The 14,297-nt window shown below is 71.9% G+C and carries 17 protein-coding genes, 1 pseudogene and 1 riboswitch; of the genes and pseudogenes, 10 read left to right on the top strand and 8 right to left on the bottom strand.

Annotated elements, in window-relative coordinates:
- Positions 1-31: 31 nt before the first annotated feature.
- Positions 32-742 (bottom strand): DedA family protein, encoded by a 711-nt coding sequence (locus tag GD880_RS15705; protein ID WP_152232559.1) that lies wholly within the window; start codon positions 740-742, stop codon positions 32-34.
- A gap of 314 nt (positions 743-1,056) precedes the next feature.
- Between GD880_RS15705 and GD880_RS15700 the strand changes: the two genes are divergently transcribed.
- Positions 1,057-1,644 (top strand): sensor histidine kinase, encoded by a 588-nt coding sequence (locus GD880_RS15700; protein WP_152232558.1) that lies wholly within the window; start codon positions 1,057-1,059, stop codon positions 1,642-1,644.
- Positions 1,645-1,681: 37 nt separating this feature from the next.
- On the opposite strand, the gene GD880_RS15695 is transcribed toward GD880_RS15700, so the two are convergent.
- Positions 1,682-2,362 (bottom strand): DedA family protein, encoded by a 681-nt coding sequence (locus GD880_RS15695; RefSeq protein ID WP_452176751.1) that lies wholly within the window; start codon positions 2,360-2,362, stop codon positions 1,682-1,684.
- Positions 2,363-2,569: 207 nt separating this feature from the next.
- On the opposite strand from GD880_RS15695, the gene GD880_RS15690 reads away from it, so the two are divergent.
- Positions 2,570-3,436, top strand: a complete 867-nt coding sequence (locus GD880_RS15690; protein WP_226909719.1) for a COG4705 family protein — start codon at positions 2,570-2,572, stop codon at positions 3,434-3,436.
- Between the two features lie 23 nt (positions 3,437-3,459).
- Here the strand turns inward: GD880_RS15690 and GD880_RS15685 are convergent, their stop codons facing one another.
- Positions 3,460-4,629 (bottom strand): alpha/beta hydrolase, encoded by a 1,170-nt coding sequence (locus tag GD880_RS15685; RefSeq protein WP_193314556.1) that lies wholly within the window; start codon positions 4,627-4,629, stop codon positions 3,460-3,462.
- Positions 4,630-5,541: 912 nt separating this feature from the next.
- Positions 5,542-6,543: a DUF5937 family protein gene (locus GD880_RS15680; RefSeq protein ID WP_152232556.1), complete on the bottom strand. Its 1,002-nt coding sequence runs from the start codon at positions 6,541-6,543 to the stop codon at positions 5,542-5,544.
- A 111-nt stretch (positions 6,544-6,654) separates the two neighbouring features.
- On the opposite strand from GD880_RS15680, the gene GD880_RS15675 reads away from it, so the two are divergent.
- The 6 genes and pseudogenes from GD880_RS15675 to GD880_RS15655 all read left to right on the top strand — a co-directional run bounded on the left by GD880_RS15675 (position 6,655) and on the right by GD880_RS15655 (position 8,856).
- A complete protein-coding gene (locus GD880_RS15675; RefSeq protein WP_152232555.1) occupies positions 6,655-6,990 on the top strand; it encodes a cupin domain-containing protein in 336 nt (111 codons plus the stop codon).
- On the top strand, positions 6,990-7,283 hold the full coding sequence (locus tag GD880_RS15670; protein WP_152232554.1) for a DUF4287 domain-containing protein: 294 nt from the start codon (positions 6,990-6,992) through the stop codon (positions 7,281-7,283). Before GD880_RS15675 ends, GD880_RS15670 begins: the two co-directional genes overlap by 1 nt.
- Before the next feature lie 227 nt (positions 7,284-7,510).
- Positions 7,511-7,794: pseudogene (locus GD880_RS15665) on the top strand (ArsR/SmtB family transcription factor); the annotation flags it as partial.
- Positions 7,791-8,060: an SRPBCC domain-containing protein gene (locus tag GD880_RS20860; RefSeq protein ID WP_226909717.1), complete on the top strand. Its 270-nt coding sequence runs from the start codon at positions 7,791-7,793 to the stop codon at positions 8,058-8,060. The pseudogene GD880_RS15665 and the gene GD880_RS20860, both read left to right, overlap by 4 nt.
- Before the next feature lie 162 nt (positions 8,061-8,222).
- Positions 8,223-8,432, top strand: a complete 210-nt coding sequence (locus tag GD880_RS20855; RefSeq protein WP_226909716.1) for a hypothetical protein — start codon at positions 8,223-8,225, stop codon at positions 8,430-8,432.
- 208 nt (positions 8,433-8,640) lie between these two features.
- Positions 8,641-8,856 carry a helix-hairpin-helix domain-containing protein gene (locus tag GD880_RS15655; RefSeq protein ID WP_152232622.1) on the top strand — a complete coding sequence of 72 codons (216 nt, stop codon included), beginning with the start codon at positions 8,641-8,643 and terminating at the stop codon, positions 8,854-8,856.
- Positions 8,857-9,030: 174 nt separating this feature from the next.
- On the opposite strand, the gene GD880_RS15650 is transcribed toward GD880_RS15655, so the two are convergent.
- The 4 genes from GD880_RS15650 to GD880_RS15635 form a co-directional block, all read right to left on the bottom strand.
- The gene (locus GD880_RS15650) at positions 9,031-9,516 is read right to left on the bottom strand and encodes an SRPBCC family protein (RefSeq protein WP_152232553.1); all 486 of its coding nucleotides are present in this window, start codon (positions 9,514-9,516) and stop codon (positions 9,031-9,033) included.
- Positions 9,513-9,851, bottom strand: a complete 339-nt coding sequence (locus GD880_RS15645) for an ArsR/SmtB family transcription factor (protein ID WP_152232552.1) — start codon at positions 9,849-9,851, stop codon at positions 9,513-9,515. The genes GD880_RS15650 and GD880_RS15645 overlap by 4 nt, the downstream gene beginning before the upstream one ends.
- A gap of 225 nt (positions 9,852-10,076) precedes the next feature.
- On the bottom strand, positions 10,077-10,490 hold the full coding sequence (locus GD880_RS15640; RefSeq protein WP_152232551.1) for an arsenate reductase ArsC: 414 nt from the start codon (positions 10,488-10,490) through the stop codon (positions 10,077-10,079).
- 15 nt (positions 10,491-10,505) lie between these two features.
- Complete coding sequence (locus GD880_RS15635; RefSeq protein WP_152232550.1) at positions 10,506-11,219, bottom strand: arsenate reductase/protein-tyrosine-phosphatase family protein; 714 nt, start codon at positions 11,217-11,219, stop codon at positions 10,506-10,508.
- Positions 11,220-11,975: 756 nt separating this feature from the next.
- Between GD880_RS15635 and GD880_RS21065 the strand changes: the two genes are divergently transcribed.
- Positions 11,976-12,911: a M23 family metallopeptidase gene (locus GD880_RS21065; RefSeq protein ID WP_152232549.1), complete on the top strand. Its 936-nt coding sequence runs from the start codon at positions 11,976-11,978 to the stop codon at positions 12,909-12,911.
- Between the two features lie 297 nt (positions 12,912-13,208).
- Positions 13,209-13,311, top strand: a riboswitch (cyclic di-AMP (ydaO/yuaA leader).
- A gap of 73 nt (positions 13,312-13,384) precedes the next feature.
- Entirely contained in the window at positions 13,385-14,140 is a 756-nt protein-coding gene (locus GD880_RS15625; RefSeq protein WP_152232548.1) for a C40 family peptidase, read from the top strand.
- Positions 14,141-14,297: the final 157 nt, after the last annotated feature.

Here is a 14,297-nt window from a genome sequence, read left to right as displayed (position 1 = left end):
GGGCGGGCCGTGCGATGCGCGGTGGGCCCGGTCACAGGGCCGCCCGGGCGGGCGCAGCGCTCGTGGCGCGCCGCTCCGGCACGGCCGCCTCCGGCGCAGTCTCGTGCCGGTCATGCCCGCCGGGGCGACCTCCGCCGCGGCCTAGCACGCGCCGGCTGAGCAGGATCACGACGACGGCCGCGACCAGGACGAGACCACCCCGGCCAAGCCACGCCTGGACTTGCGGCCACGCAGCGCCGGCGCCGTAGCCGAGCAGGCTCACGGCCACCGCCCAGCTCACCCCGCCGGCGACGTTGGCCGTCAAGAAGCGGCGGTAGGGCATGCGCGTGGCCCCGGCCACCGCGGGCACAAGGGCGCGCAGCACCCCCACCCACCGGCCCAGCACCACGGCCGCCGCGCCCCGACGCTCGATCTCGGCCTCCGCGCGACGCCAGCGTGCCACACCGATCCACCGGCCCAGCCGCCCGCTCCGCAGGCGGGGTCCGAGCCAGCGGCCCACCTCGTACCCGACGGAGTCGCCCGCCACCGCCGCGACGGCGATGACGGGAACGAGGAGCGCGAGGCGTCCATGGCCCTGCGCGACGAGCGCGGCGCCGAGGAAGACGGCCGTCTCCCCGGGCAGCACGAGCCCGAGGAACGCGGCGCCCTCGCCGAACGCCAGTAGGCCGACGAGGGCGTACAGCGCGGGCCCGTGCAGGCCCGAGACCAGCGCGACAACGGCCGCGGTCAACGTCGCAATCATCTGTGCTCCTTCCGGGGCGGTGAACCGCCAAGCCGAGCATGCCCACACGTGCTGAGAAGGCGCTGAGTGGCGCCTGGGCGTGGTGGCCGGATCGGTCGTATGGCTCGCTTCGGTCGTCTGGTCGTGTGGCTCCGCTCGTCGCTAGAGGCGCCGGAGCTCGGTGATGGGCGGGCGGCGCACGGCGGCGAGAACGAGGGCGACGGCGACGGCGATCGCCGCGAGGACGACCGCGGCACCTGGCAACCATCCGCGCCGAGCTCGAGGTCGCCCGCCGCCACCCCGACAGCGCTGACTGGGACGCGGTCGCGGACGACGTGCTGGCGGAGACCGACCGCCTCGACCGCCTGGTCGCCGACCTGCTGCTGCTCGCCCGCGCCGACGACCACGCCCACACCCTGCGACGCGAGGACGTGGACCTCGACGACCTGTTGCTCGACGACGCCCGCCGGCTGCGCGCCGCCGGGGTCGAGGTAAGCGTCCACGCCCCACCGGTGCGCGTCACCGGAGACGGGCCAGGCCTGCACCGGGCGATCCGCAACCTCACCGACAACGCCGTCCTGCACGGCGGCCGCCACGTCACCCTCTCGCTCCGGCCCGACGGGCCGGTCGCCGTCGTCGAGGTGGCCGACGACGGCGAGGGCATCCCCTCCGCGATGCGGGACCGGGTCTTCGACCGGTTCGTGCGCCTGGACGACAGCCGCGAACGCTCCGCCGGCGGCACCGGCCTGGGCCTGCCGATCGCCCGGGAGATCGCCCGCGCCCACGGCGGCGACCTCCGGGTGGGCGAGAGTGCCGTGGGCACTCGGATGGTGCTCACCCTCCCTCGCGACACCCCCGCCGAATCCGGCCCGGTGACCCCCGCCGGGCGCCAGGCCCGCCCACGGCCGGCGATCGGTTCATGACCCGGAGCGCGCCCAGCCGACAGCCCGGACCGTCAGCTCAGGCGGCGTCGTCGCCCGTCTCGCCGGACGTGCGTGACATGCGGGTGTTGCGCACCCGGGCGATGACGAACCACGCCAGGGCGACGAGGACGGCGACGATGACGACCTTGGTGAAGATCCCGACGTAGTCCTGCACCACCGTCCACTGCTCGCCGAGCCAGTAGCCGGCGAGGATCAGCGCGGTGTTCCACACCAGCGAGCCGGCCGCCGTGAGCACCGTGAAGAGCACAAGCGGCATGCGGGTGATGCCCGCGGGGATGGAGATGAGGCTCCGGAAGATGGGGATCATGCGGCCGAGGAGCACGGTGCCCCGGCCGTGCTTGTCGAACCACACCTCGGTCTTGTCCACGTCGTCGAGCTTGACCAGGGGCAGCCAGTTCATGATGGCCCGGGTGCGCTCGCGCCCGAGCAGTGCCCCGATGCCGTAGAGCACCCAGGCGCCGACCACGGACCCCGCCGTGCACCACACGATCATCGCCACCAGGCCGAGCGAGCCGCGCGAGGCGGTGAACCCGGCCAGCGGCAGGATGACCTCGCTGGGCAGGGGCGGGAAGATGTTCTCCAGGGCGATGAGCAGGGCGGCGCCGAGGCCGCCGAGCGTCTCCATGATGCTTACTGCCCATCCGGCGACGCCGTCGAGGGGGGCGGACGCGGCCGTCTGTGAAGCGCTGGCGAGGATCGGGATCACGACGGGGCACCATACGGGCGATTGCTGGGAATGTCGTGCAGAAGGCCTGTGACGGCAATCCCGTCCGCAGATGTGCCGCGGCTCCGCGAATGACAGCGCCCGGATGCTTGCCGGTCTCCGCACCGGCCGCACACCGTCTCAGGGTCTTGCCAGGATGCCCGCAGGTTCTGCCCAGCAGATGCGAGAAACCTCCCTCCGGTGACATACGACATCCCGCGGACCCCCTCCGCCTCCCGCCAGCTCTGGAGCAAGGTCCCAGAGATCACCCTCTACTTCTGGATCGTCAAGGTCATGGCGACGACCGTGGGCGAGACCGCCGCGGACTACCTCAACTCCACGCTCGGCCTGGGCCTGAGCGGGACGACCGTGGTCATGACCGTGCTCCTCGTCGTCGCCCTGGTCCTGCAGTTCCGCACCCGGCGCTACACCGCCGGCATCTACTGGCTCGCCGTCGTGCTGATCTCCGTGGTGGGAACGCTCATCACCGACAACCTCACCGACAACCTCGGCGTGCCGCTGCAGGCCACCACCATCGTCTTCGCCGTGGCGCTGGCCGCGACCTTTGCCGCCTGGTACGCCAAGGAGCGGACGCTGTCGATCCACAGCATCGTCTCCGCGCGCCGCGAGCGGTTCTACTGGCTCGCCATCCTGTTCACCTTCGCCCTCGGCACCGCGGCCGGCGACCTGGTTGCCGAGAGCCTGAGCCTGGGCTACGGGCTCTCCGTCGTCATCTTCGCCGCGCTCATCGCCGTCGTCGGGCTCGCGTACTGGCGCTTCCGGCTCAACGCGGTCCTGGCGTTCTGGATCGCCTACGTCCTCACCCGCCCGCTCGGCGCCTCCCTGGGCGACCTGCTCTCCCAGGACCGCGGGGACGGCGGGCTCGGCCTCGGCACCGTGGTGACCAGCGCGCTCTTCCTGCTGGTCATCCTCGCGGTGGTCGGCTACCTCGCGGTGTCGCGCCGGGACGTGGCACTGGTCCCTGCCACGTCCGACGGCGGCCGCGCGGCGCCCGCCGCGCCCGCGCCGCAGATGGCCGACGTCGCCGCCGAGCCTGACGTCGACTGAGCGCCGGGAGTCGACGAGTGGGCTCAGGGCAGGTGCGCGGCCGCGAAGGACAGCGCGTAGGGCAGCCCGACGACGGCCTCGTTCCAGGTGTGGCGCGCCCCAGGCTCGATGCGGAACTCGACCTGCTGTCCCCGCTGGGACAGCGCATCGGCCAACGCCCGGACCTCGTGCACCTCGCGGCCGGCGGCGCCGCCGACGTCCAGGAACACGTTCACGGGCAGGGGAAAGGCCATGGTGCGGATGTACGGGTTGGGGGAGTTCTCGCGGAACCGTCTGGCGTCGCCGCCCAGCAGGCGGCGCAGGTTCTCCCGGCCCGGGTCACCGTAGGGCTCGAACGCGAGGATGGTGGAGTACAGCTCCAGGTGCCGCAGCCCGACGTTGAGGGCACCGAACCCGCCCGAGGACATCCCACCGATGACCCGGTCCCGCCGGTCCGGCACCGTGCGGTAGTGCGCGTCGACATAGGGCACGACCACCGTGGTGTAGTAGCTCTCCACCTTCGGGCCACCGACCACGTCGAGGCTCTCCGTGTCGCCCAGGGCACCCGCACCGGTGTTCACGGCGACGACGATCGCCGGGCGTACCGCGTGGGCAGCGACGAGGGCGTCCATCACCCGGTCGACCCTGCCGGCGCGGAACCAGTCGGCGGGAGTGCCCGGGCTCCCGGGGATCAGGTAGATCACCGGATACCGCCGCGCGGCCGACGGGTCGTAGCCCGGCGGCGTGTAGACGTAGGTGGTGCCGTCCCGGATGCCGAGCGTGGGCGCAGGGACCTCGACCTGCGTGACGGTCCCGGTGGTGCGGCTCGGCCCGGAGCCAGGTGCGTCCGTCGCAGCCTCCGGTGCGGTGTGCGCCGCCGGCGGCTCCGCTGCCGGCCCGCTTGTCTGGCGCAGCCCGACCGCTTCCTCCAGGGCGGCGAAGGTCGGCAGGTACCCCGCATAGGCGTTGACATACGCGGCGGCGGACAACACCCCGAGGCCGACGAGACCCGCCAGCCCCGCGACGAGCGAGCCCCGGCCGCCGCGGGAACGGCGCGCGCGTCGCACCACCACGACGGCGAGCACCGCCGCGCCAAGTGCCAGCACCGTTCCGGGCAGCGGCGTCGTCAGCAGCCCGTGCGAGTGAGACAGATCCTCGAGCAGCCGGGCTCTTCCCCCGCTGCCAGAGGCACGGACCTCGAATCCGGCGACCACGACGTTCAGTAGACCCCTGAGGGCTGGCAAAACGCTGAGCACGGCAGGGGCCAACAAGACGGAGGGCGGCCGGGTGTCTAAACCAGGCGCGGTCAGCTCGCCCCGACCAAGGCGGGCATGCCGGGTCGGGGAAGAGCGCAGTCCCGCGTACGCCGGGAAGTCGGCCGGGGCCGAGCGTGACAAGCCGCTTCCACGGCAGTTGACTGCTGGTGAGCCAGTCCGCAACGGACGGGTCGGTGCAGGGGGCAGTGCCACGTAGCGGATGGTGCCGCCTCGCACGGTCGGCCGATTGAACGCTCGTTCATGTGCTAACTCATGTGCTACCGGCCCTGTAGATCGGTGAATCTCAACATTGTCATCCATCGGCCAGCCCGCCGAAACCCCAGTGTTTGCGCGCCAAACGGCGATCCGTGACCTCGCCCGTGAGGGGCTGGCGAACAGTTCGAATCCGCCATCCTCCGCCGGTATCTCAAGCCCCTGACCTGCAGCAACGCAGGTCAGGGGCCTTCGTGCATTGCTCCATGTGCTAAGCGTCTCCGAGATGCGTATGGGCCTGGACCTCATACACGAGCGAACTGCCCCGGTCGACGTCCGTCGAGACCCTGCCCGGACACATTCACTGCGTCTGACACCGACTGTCGGCCATGGCGAACGCCGGCGCCTCTCGCGCGCAAACTGCTCGCCGTTGCGATGCAGGCATGGCCGCCCCTGCCTTCACTGACCCGGCACGGCTCATGAGGGGCTCAAGGAGATCCGGGCCCATCGCCCCGGTGATCGACCGGCGAGCAGGTCCTTCCGTGAGCGGCCGCACCGACCCCGTGGGCTGACCGCGAGGCACGGCCCGGGCGGCCGCTTTGTGCGAAGCGTTCGACTCGTGCCACGTTGCGCGTCCAGAGTTGCGAGGCGCAGCCGCTACGGCTGGGGCTGGGGGACAGATCCGCCGGCGAGTGCTTCGCCGAGCGGGGTGCGCACGTGGACGACCCGCGGGCCCTCGCGCCGGGAGTCGACCAGGCCCGCCGCGCGCAGGAGCGACAGGTGGTGCGAGGCCGTCGATGCCGCCAGCCCTTCGGCCGCGGCGACCTCGGTCGTAGACAGCGGCCCGCGCAGGGCGAGCAGCACGCCGGCGCGTCCCGTCCCGAGCAGGTCCCTGAGCGCACTCCCGGCGTCGGTGGCGGCGTCGGCCCATCGCTCAGAGACGCCGAGGGCGGGGTAGAAAAGCGTCGGTTGGGCGGGCGGCTCGGTCACCACGGCGCAACGAGGCGCCATCACCGAGGGCACCAGGACCAGCCCGCCGCCGGCACAGTCCAGCACCTCGGCGTGGAGGCGGAGCCGCACGCGGACGGCGTGCGGCGCCCAGCTCACCGCCTCGTGCAGACTGTCGACCATCTCGCCGGTGCCATGGATCGTCATCCGGCGCGACCGCACACCGATGTCGGCGCGAAGGACCCGCTCGAGCTGCGGCCAGTACGGGTCGAGCAGGGCGTCCCAGCATTGCTTCCACGCGTCGGCAACGACCGCCCGCGCGCGCTCCGGGTCGTCGGCCATCGCACGCAGGACACGTTGCTCGGCGCCGCTGGTGCCGTCGACGCGCTTGAGCAGGTCCACCCGCATGGGCCCGAGGTCGGCCTCGCGCAGCCGGGCGAGCTCCTCGTCAGGGCCGAGGTCCCATCCCGGTGTCGAGGTGAGGAAGTCCGGCATGTACCCGTCGGAGCCGACCAGCAGGCCCAGGAGCTCGAACGCGGCCCCGGGGACCTGTCCGCGCGTGCGCCGCAGCCACCCCCACTGCAGCGGGTGGTACTGCGCCTGTCCGAGCACCCGTACCGCGTGCGCCAGCTCGTGCCCGGGAGAGACGCCGAACCGGATCGAGGAGAGGTCGCCGGGCGCGAGCCGGAACTCAACGACGTTTCGATCCACGTCGAAACCATAGCGGGGCAGTTCCAACCCCTACGACGCTGGACCGGCGTCGGCCACCACCGGTCGATGACAGTCGATCGGTGGTGGCCGATCCACCGAAGGGAGAGGGGCATGGTCACGGTCGTCCATGCGGACACGGTGCGGATGCCGGGCTCGCGGACCTTGCGCTACGAAGGCCGCGAACACGGGTCCGGGGTCTCGTTCTTCCTCGTCACCACCGACCCCGGCCAGGGGCCCGGGCCGCACCGCCACCCCTACAGCGAGACGTGGCACGTCCTGGAGGGCGAGGCCACCCTCACGATCGGGGACGAGACCGTCGTCGCCCGCACCGGCGACACCGCCGTCGTGGGCCCCGGCATCTGGCACGGGTTCACCAACACCGGGTCCGGCACCCTGCGCATGATCTGCATTCACGCCTCCGACACGATGATCCAGGAGAACCGCTGATGTCCTTCCAGGCATACCTCGACAACGTCGAGACGAAGACCGGACTCACCCCGCGCCAACTCATCGAGCACGCCCACGAGCAAGGGTTCGGTCCGGGCAGCAAGGCCACGCCCGTCGCCTCCTGGCTCAAGGAGACCTACGGGCTCGGCCACGGGCACGCGATGGCTCTCGTCCACGTCATCACCAAGGGCGACCGGATCAGCACCAAGCACGTCGGGTCGACCGGCTCCCACCGAGACGCGAGCGACCGACTCTGGCTCGACGGCAAGGACACCCGGCCAGCGGACTGGTGAATGCCCGGGATGCCCGGCCACCAAGCCGGGCATCCCACAACTCAACCCGTGGGAACGCCCCTCAAACTGGCGACGTCACGAACGACCGGCACGGGACTCACTGGTGCGGAATGTCGGCACCGGCTACACGAAGTTCCGTCTCGATATGCTTCATCAGCCCGACGAAGGTCGGCGCCGCATCCCCGCGGTGGTTGCACTCCGCACCGGGTAGCGCCATACCCCCGGTCGTTGTGCGCGGCGAGTTCGGGATCTCCCAGCCTGCACCGTGTCGCAGCATCTGCGTGTGCTGCGTGAGAGCGGCTTCGCGGTGGCGCGCGCCGAGGGTGCGCGTCGGCTGTACTCGGTGGCGCCCGGGCCGCTCCATGAGGTCGACGCCTGGCTGGAGCAGTTCCGTCACATCTGGGACCAGCCTCTCGACGCGCTCGCCACCGAGCTCGCCCGGAGCAAGCGCCAGCGCCGCACCCGCGGCCCCGTCAACCATCAGCAGCTAGCCCCCGAGGAGCAGCCATGATTGACATCGCCGCTCAGATCGGCGCCATCGACCGTACGGTCGAGCGCCGCCGACGGGACGACGGCGGCGAGGACGTCACGGTCGTCGCCCGGCGCGCCTACGACGCCGCGGCCACCGACATCTGGAACGCCCTGACCGACCCCGAGCGCGTTGCCCGCTGGTTCATGCCATCAGCGGCGACCTGCGAGCGGGCGGCAGCTTCCAGCTCGAGGGCAACTCAGGCGGCGACATTCTCGAGTGCGAGGCGCCGTGCCGCTACCGCGTGACGTTCCGGTCCGAGGTCTCCATCGTCGAGGTCCGACTGACGCCCCAGGGCGAGCGCACCGTGTTCGAGCTCGAGCACACCGTGCCGATCGAGATGGTGCAGAGTGGCGCCGGCGCGATGTGGGTCGGTCCGGGCTGGGACGGTGCCCTGATGGGGCTGGGCCTTGTTCCGGGCCGGCGAGGCACCGGAGGATCCGGTCGCCGCGGCCGGCTCGCCCGAGGTCGTGGCCTTCAATGCGAAGTCCGTCCGTGCGTGGGCGAGGACCGTCGAGGCCTCGGGGACCGCGACGGTGGAGCAGCTTGCCGAGGCGGTCCAGGTCTCGCTCGCTCAGTTCGCGCCGGCCGAGGAGGATCCCGAGCCGTCGACGAGCTGAGGCCAGGAACGCGCCGTCCGTACGTTCTCCAAGAGCTGGTCTGGGGTCGCACCCGCGCCGCTGCCTCGCGCGCAGCGCTCGGAGCGCGGCAGTCTCCCGCCCGCTTCGCGCCACGTTCGATGATGCGCTCGGGTATACCTGTGGACCAGACCGTCACGATTCGCTGATGTCGCTCCTCCGTGACCACGTGGCCGGGCAACGACGAACAATGGGAGCCCGGATGACCACCGAGGAAACCGAGTTCCCCGCCTCCCTCGGCGCAGTGGCGCCTCGCGGGCTGGCGGCGCACGGCATCACCCGGGTCGCGCAGCTGACGGAGTGGTCGGAGCGGGAGCTGCTGGAGATTCATGGCGTGGGCCCCAAGGCGATCCGTATCCTGCGCGAGGAGCTTGGTTCGCGGGGGCTGAACTTCCGCGATCAGTAGCGCCGACGACGCCGGAGCTCGCGCCTGCGGGGCCTGGACTCGCGGGTCGACCGGTCGACCCTGCCGACGGCGGGCCAGCACCAAGCGGAAGGTCGGCGCCATGTCGACGGCCGGTGCTGTTGCGTATGACGAGACGCTCGACGTTTCAGGGCGTCGGGGCGCTCATGGACCCGGTCATCGCACCGCCCGGTTGCCGTGGGTGCGCAGGTATGCATCGATTCGGTCCAGTGCGCCCACCCAGGCCTTGGAGGCGAAGAAGTCGCGGATCTCCGGGGCGGGGAACCCGGTCTGGTGGACCGTCATGAGTGTGCCGTCGCCGTCAGTCTGGAAGGTCACCGTGATGTGGGTCGTCATCGACTGCCCGTCGGGCGTGGAGCCGACGGACTCGGTGACCAGCCGGTGCGGGCGGTCGATCTCCAGGAAGGTCTGGGTCTCGCGGAACAGGGCGTCCTCGCTGGGCCCCCAGACCGCCACCTGCTGCCCGCCAACCCGCAGGTCGACCTCGATCCTGACGATCCCTGGCTCCTCGTCGAGGATGGAGAACCAGGTCTTCTGCTTCTCGGCATCGGTGTAGGCGTCGAAGACCTCCTCGGGCGTGGCCGGCAGGTGCCGCGACAAGCGCAGCTCGAGCGGGGCCGTCTTCGTCGTGGGTTCGGTCATCGGTCCGTTCCTTTCGTGAGGGTGAAGTAGGCGTCGAGGCCGTCGAGACGGCGCTCCAACAGCCGTTGGTAGAAGGAGATCCAGGACATGGCGCTGTCCAGCCGTTCCGCGCCGAGCCGACAGTGGCGTGAGCGGCCGACCTTCTCGGTCACCACGAGCTCGGCGTCCTCCAGGACGTGGAGGTGCTTCTTGATGGCCGTCAGCGAGACACCGAACGGCTCGGCCAGCTCGGTCACCGTCGCCGACCCTTGGCCGAGCCGCTCGAGGACGGCACGCCGTGTCGGATCCGCCAAGGCGTGGAAGAGCCGATCCAGGTCTGCCGTTTGCTCAACCATACGGTTTAGCCTTGCACGCTGAACCGTATGGGTCAACATCCTTGGTCACAGTTCCCGCCCAAGGCGGCGTCGGCACCAGCGTCCGCAGGCATGCGACGGATCGTCTCGCTGGGTCCGCTCAGCAATGCCTTGGGAGTGGGCTAGCGACCTGGACTTCCCGACTGATCCTGAGGACCGCGGCGCCAACCCCGCTCTGCGGGGCGGGCTCTCGGTCACCTTCGACCCCTAGGCCTGAACCGAGGGAAGCAGCTCAGCGAGGAGCGTCTCGACGCGGTCACGGATGTCGTCGCGGACGCGGCGGACGGTGTCAAGATCCTTGCCTGCCGGGTCCTCGAGCTCCCAGTCCTCGTAGCGCACACCGGGGAAGTAGGGGCAAGCGTCGCCGCAGCCCATGGTGATGACGACGTCGGAGGCCTGAACGGCGTCCGGGGTGAGGACCTTCGGCTTGGCGGCGGTGATGTCGATACCTTCTTCGGCCATCGCCTCGACCGCGACGGGGTTGATCTGGGCGGCGGGCGCGGAGCCGGCGGAGCGGACCTCGACCTGGCCGCCGGACAGGGCGGCCAGGTAGCCGGCGGCCATCTGGGAGCGGCCGGCGTTGTGGACGCAGACGAACATGACGCTGGGACGGTCAGACATGGGGTCTCCTGGGACTCAGTGAGCGGGCACGGCGGTAGTCGTGTTGGCGGGGGTGGCGAGCGGGCACAGGTGCGGGGCGAGGTTGTCGACGCGGCGGCCGATCTCCTCCAGGGCATGGTCGAACGCTTCCGGCGTGCCAGGGACGACCGGGTCCGGGATGGACCAGTGGACGTCGACGGGCAGGTCGAGCTCCTCGTGCGCGCGGTCGCAGACGGTGACGACGAGGTCGCCGTCGGCGCGCACGTCGTCGACGTGCTGGGGGCGGACCTGCGGCAGCTCGAGGCGGTGGCGGCGGGCGGTCTCGACGGCGCCGGGGGCGATCGTCTCGGCGGGGTGAGTGCCGGCGGAGGCAGCAGCAACGTCGCTGGCCCGACGCCACAGCGCCGCCGCGAGGTGGGACCGGGCGGAGTTGGCGGTGCACACGAAGAGCACCCGGGGCGCCGGCCGGAGCGCGGGCGCGGACAGGTCGTCCAGGGCACCGGGCACCAGGTGGACGTAGGAGCGTCGCTTGTCGCCCTCGGACCGGGCCCGCGCCACGATCCCCGCCTGCTCGAGGACCTTGAGGTGGTGGGCGAGCAGATTCGAGGGCGCCCCCAGGGTCTCGGCGAGCTCGGAGGGGGAGGCATCGCCCAGGCTCAGGGTGTCGAGGATCTGCAGCCTGGCCGGGTCGGCCAGGGCCGCGTGCAGCGAGACCCGGCGCCGCAAACCGTCACTTCGCTCGTCGTTCATTGCCTCAATATTGGCTGAGGTAACCTCCCGCAGCCAACCGACCGCCTCAGTACTTCCGAAGGCCCACCCTCGCCGCCGTCGTGGGCGGCAGCTGAACCATCCAGACCAGCCGCCGCAGCGCCACCGTCGACAGCCGCAGCGGATCCGGTGCAGCTCCAAGGCACGCAGAGGAGGGCGCCGCGGTCCACGCATCCCGCATGCTCCGCCGGACCTGATGCCGGGATACATCTGACATCCCGACCCTCCCTCGAGGGCCCGGGCTTCGTCGTTGCTGAAGGCACCCCCCGACCCGGCCGGCTCGACGCCCGCCATCGCCAGGTGCCATAAGCGACGGACGAAGACCGACCGAACCGTGCCCGACCTCACAACCCGCTACGTAGGTTCCGCCACGTCCGGAACCTCCCCCTCCTGGGCTGCGCTTTTACCACCCCCGAACCGGGCATCGCCGGTGCGCCACCCGCTCGTGACCGGTCGCACACGGCTAGGGGGGTAGACCGTCCAGATCGGGCCTCGTTATCGTTTCGTGACATTCCCGGGTGGCGCTACCGAAAACGTCGTGGTAACCGCCCAGCCCCGTCCTTTATAAGGGCCAACCAACCTGTGGAGGTTCAGTAGATGCCGTGTCGTGACGTGCCCGAGACCCGGACGCCACAGACCCGACGTGAGATCCGCGAAGCCGAGCGGCGCGACTGGCGCCGCCGCCTCGTCAAGGCATTCGTGAACACGTCCCCCCTGCCCGGCAGTGCGACCTCCACCGTGAGCGTCGATTCCAAGACCGTCGCCCAGATGGTGGCCCAGGGCCACGCGACGCCGGCCGCCGACTCCGTCGCCACCGAGGTCCTCGCCCTGGCCACCGGCCCCCGACGCCGAGACCTGCGTGACGGCTCCCCGCGCAGCCCCCGTCCCCGCGCCCTGATGGCCGGCACCCTGGCCGCCCTGGCGATCCTGACGCCCGTCGTCGGCACCTCCGGGCTCACCGATGGCGCCGTCGCGGCGACCGGGCACGACAAGCCGAACGCCCTCGCGGCGATCGACGTCGCCTCCCCGGAGGCGAACACCCCGGAGTCCCTGCGCAACGACCCTGCAGCTGCCTCGCGCGCTGCCGAGCGGCAGGCCGTGGAAGAGGCCCAGAAGGCGGCCGAGGCCGCCGCCGCCGAGGAGGCGCGCAAGGCCGCCGAGGCCGCCGCCGCCGAGGAGGCCCGCAGGGCCGCCGAGGCCGCCGCCGCCGAGGAGGCCCGCAAGGCCGCCGAGGCCGCGAACCGCGTCGTCTCGCCGATCGCCGGCCCCATCTCGCTCACCTCGAGCTATGGGCACCGCAACGACCCGCTGGGCCGCAGCTCCGCCTACTCCTTCCACCTCGGCCAGGACATCGCCGCCCCGCGCAACACCCCGATCCACGCCGCGGCTGCGGGCACCGTGACCCACGCCGGCGCCGGCATCAACGGGCGTTCGAACAACCTGATCATCATCCAGCACAACATCAACGGCCAGACGTTCTACACCTGGTACGTCCACATGTACGACGACGGCGTGTACGTCACCCCCGGCCAGCAGGTCGCGGCCGGCGACGTCATCGGCGGGGTCGGCTCCAACGGCAACTCCACCGGGCCGCACCTGCACTTCGAGGTCCACGACGCTGCCGACAACACCATGAACCCCCTCACCTGGCTGCAGCAGCACGGCGCCATCTGAGCCTCGGCCCCCGAACGGCAGCGGCCCCCGCATCGCGCTCCCCGCGCGGTCCGGGGGCCGCCGTCGTCCCCGAGGCCGCCCGATCGGCACGCGGTCGGTCCGGTGACCACCCTGCAGGCCCGGAAGCCCGTGGTGGCGGCCGGACGGAGGTTGCGCACATGCCGTGACCAAAACGTGATAATCGACTTGGAATGCGAGTAACGTCACACGCGCTCGCCGGACCCTTCCATACGGCGAGCCTCCGGTCGGAACGCCGAGCCCTGCCGCCGGCCGGGGGCCATGGACGCGTGGCAGGGACGGGGGACCCAACGTTTTGCGGCCCTGGCGACAGGGCCTGGGGTGAAGTGCGGCGATGCGGCCCACCGGGTGTTCTCCCACCCGAACCCGACAGCTCACCTCGCAGGCGGCGGGAGAGGCACCTCATGCCGAACTGCAGCACCGGCGCGCCCCGCACACTGCCGCGCCGTCCATCCATGCCCGTATTCGCCGCGCCGGACTCCGCCGCAGCGGTCGCCCGCCGGGGGGTGGCCGCGCTGGTGGCCTCGGGCCTCGTCGTCGCGGTCGCGGCCACCGCGGCCAGCGCCGACCCGCCGCGCAAGGTCGACACCGGCACCCCGCCGAAAGCAGCCATCGCGGCGATGATCACGCCGACGGTCAAGGTGCCCGCCGAGGTCACCTGGAGCGTGGCGACGATCGACGCCGTCGCCACCCCGCCGCCTCCGCCCGACCCTGCACCGGCGCCCGCGGTCGCCCGGAACGCCCCGTCCGCGTCCCGTGCGGGCGACCGGACGGCCCTCCGCACGGCCACGCGCGCCGCCCCTGCCGGCGGTGCGGCGGCCGCCCCGGCGGCAGCTGCCCCCGCCCCGGCTCCCGCGCCCGCACCGCCGCCGTCGGCGTCGGCGAGCGCGGTGGTCAACGTCGCCCGGCAGTATCTCGGCACGCCGTACGTCCACGGCGGCACCGGCCCCGGCGGCTTCGACTGCTCCGGGTTCACCCAGTACGTCTTCGCCCAGGTCGGGGTCTCCCTGCCCCGGTCCTCGAGCCAGCAGCGTTACGCCGGGACCGTGGTCTCCGCGGCCGAGGCCCGTCCGGGTGATCTCGTGTGGGGGCCGGGTCACGTGGGCATCTACACCGGCGGCGGCCACCACATCGCGGCCCGCAACCCCGGTACGCCGCTGTCCGAGGGTCCGATCTACATGGCCAACCCGGTCTTCATCCGGGTGATGTGAGCGGCGCGGTGCCGGCCCGGCCATCGCGCCCGGGCCGGCCCGGGCGCGCGTGCGCGCCGGGTGGGACCGCCCGGCGCGTAGCCGGCCTGGCACACCGGCGACGCCTTCCACGCCGCAGCCGTGCCCTCACCTGCTCGGACACGCGCAGCACCTAAGA

It is taken from the genome of Georgenia ruanii (assembly GCF_009193175.1).
Taxonomy (GTDB): Bacteria; Actinomycetota; Actinomycetes; order Actinomycetales; family Actinomycetaceae; genus Georgenia; species Georgenia ruanii.
The sequence above is the reverse complement of the archived record's forward strand: the minus strand, read 5'-3'. Positions and strand labels throughout refer to the sequence as shown.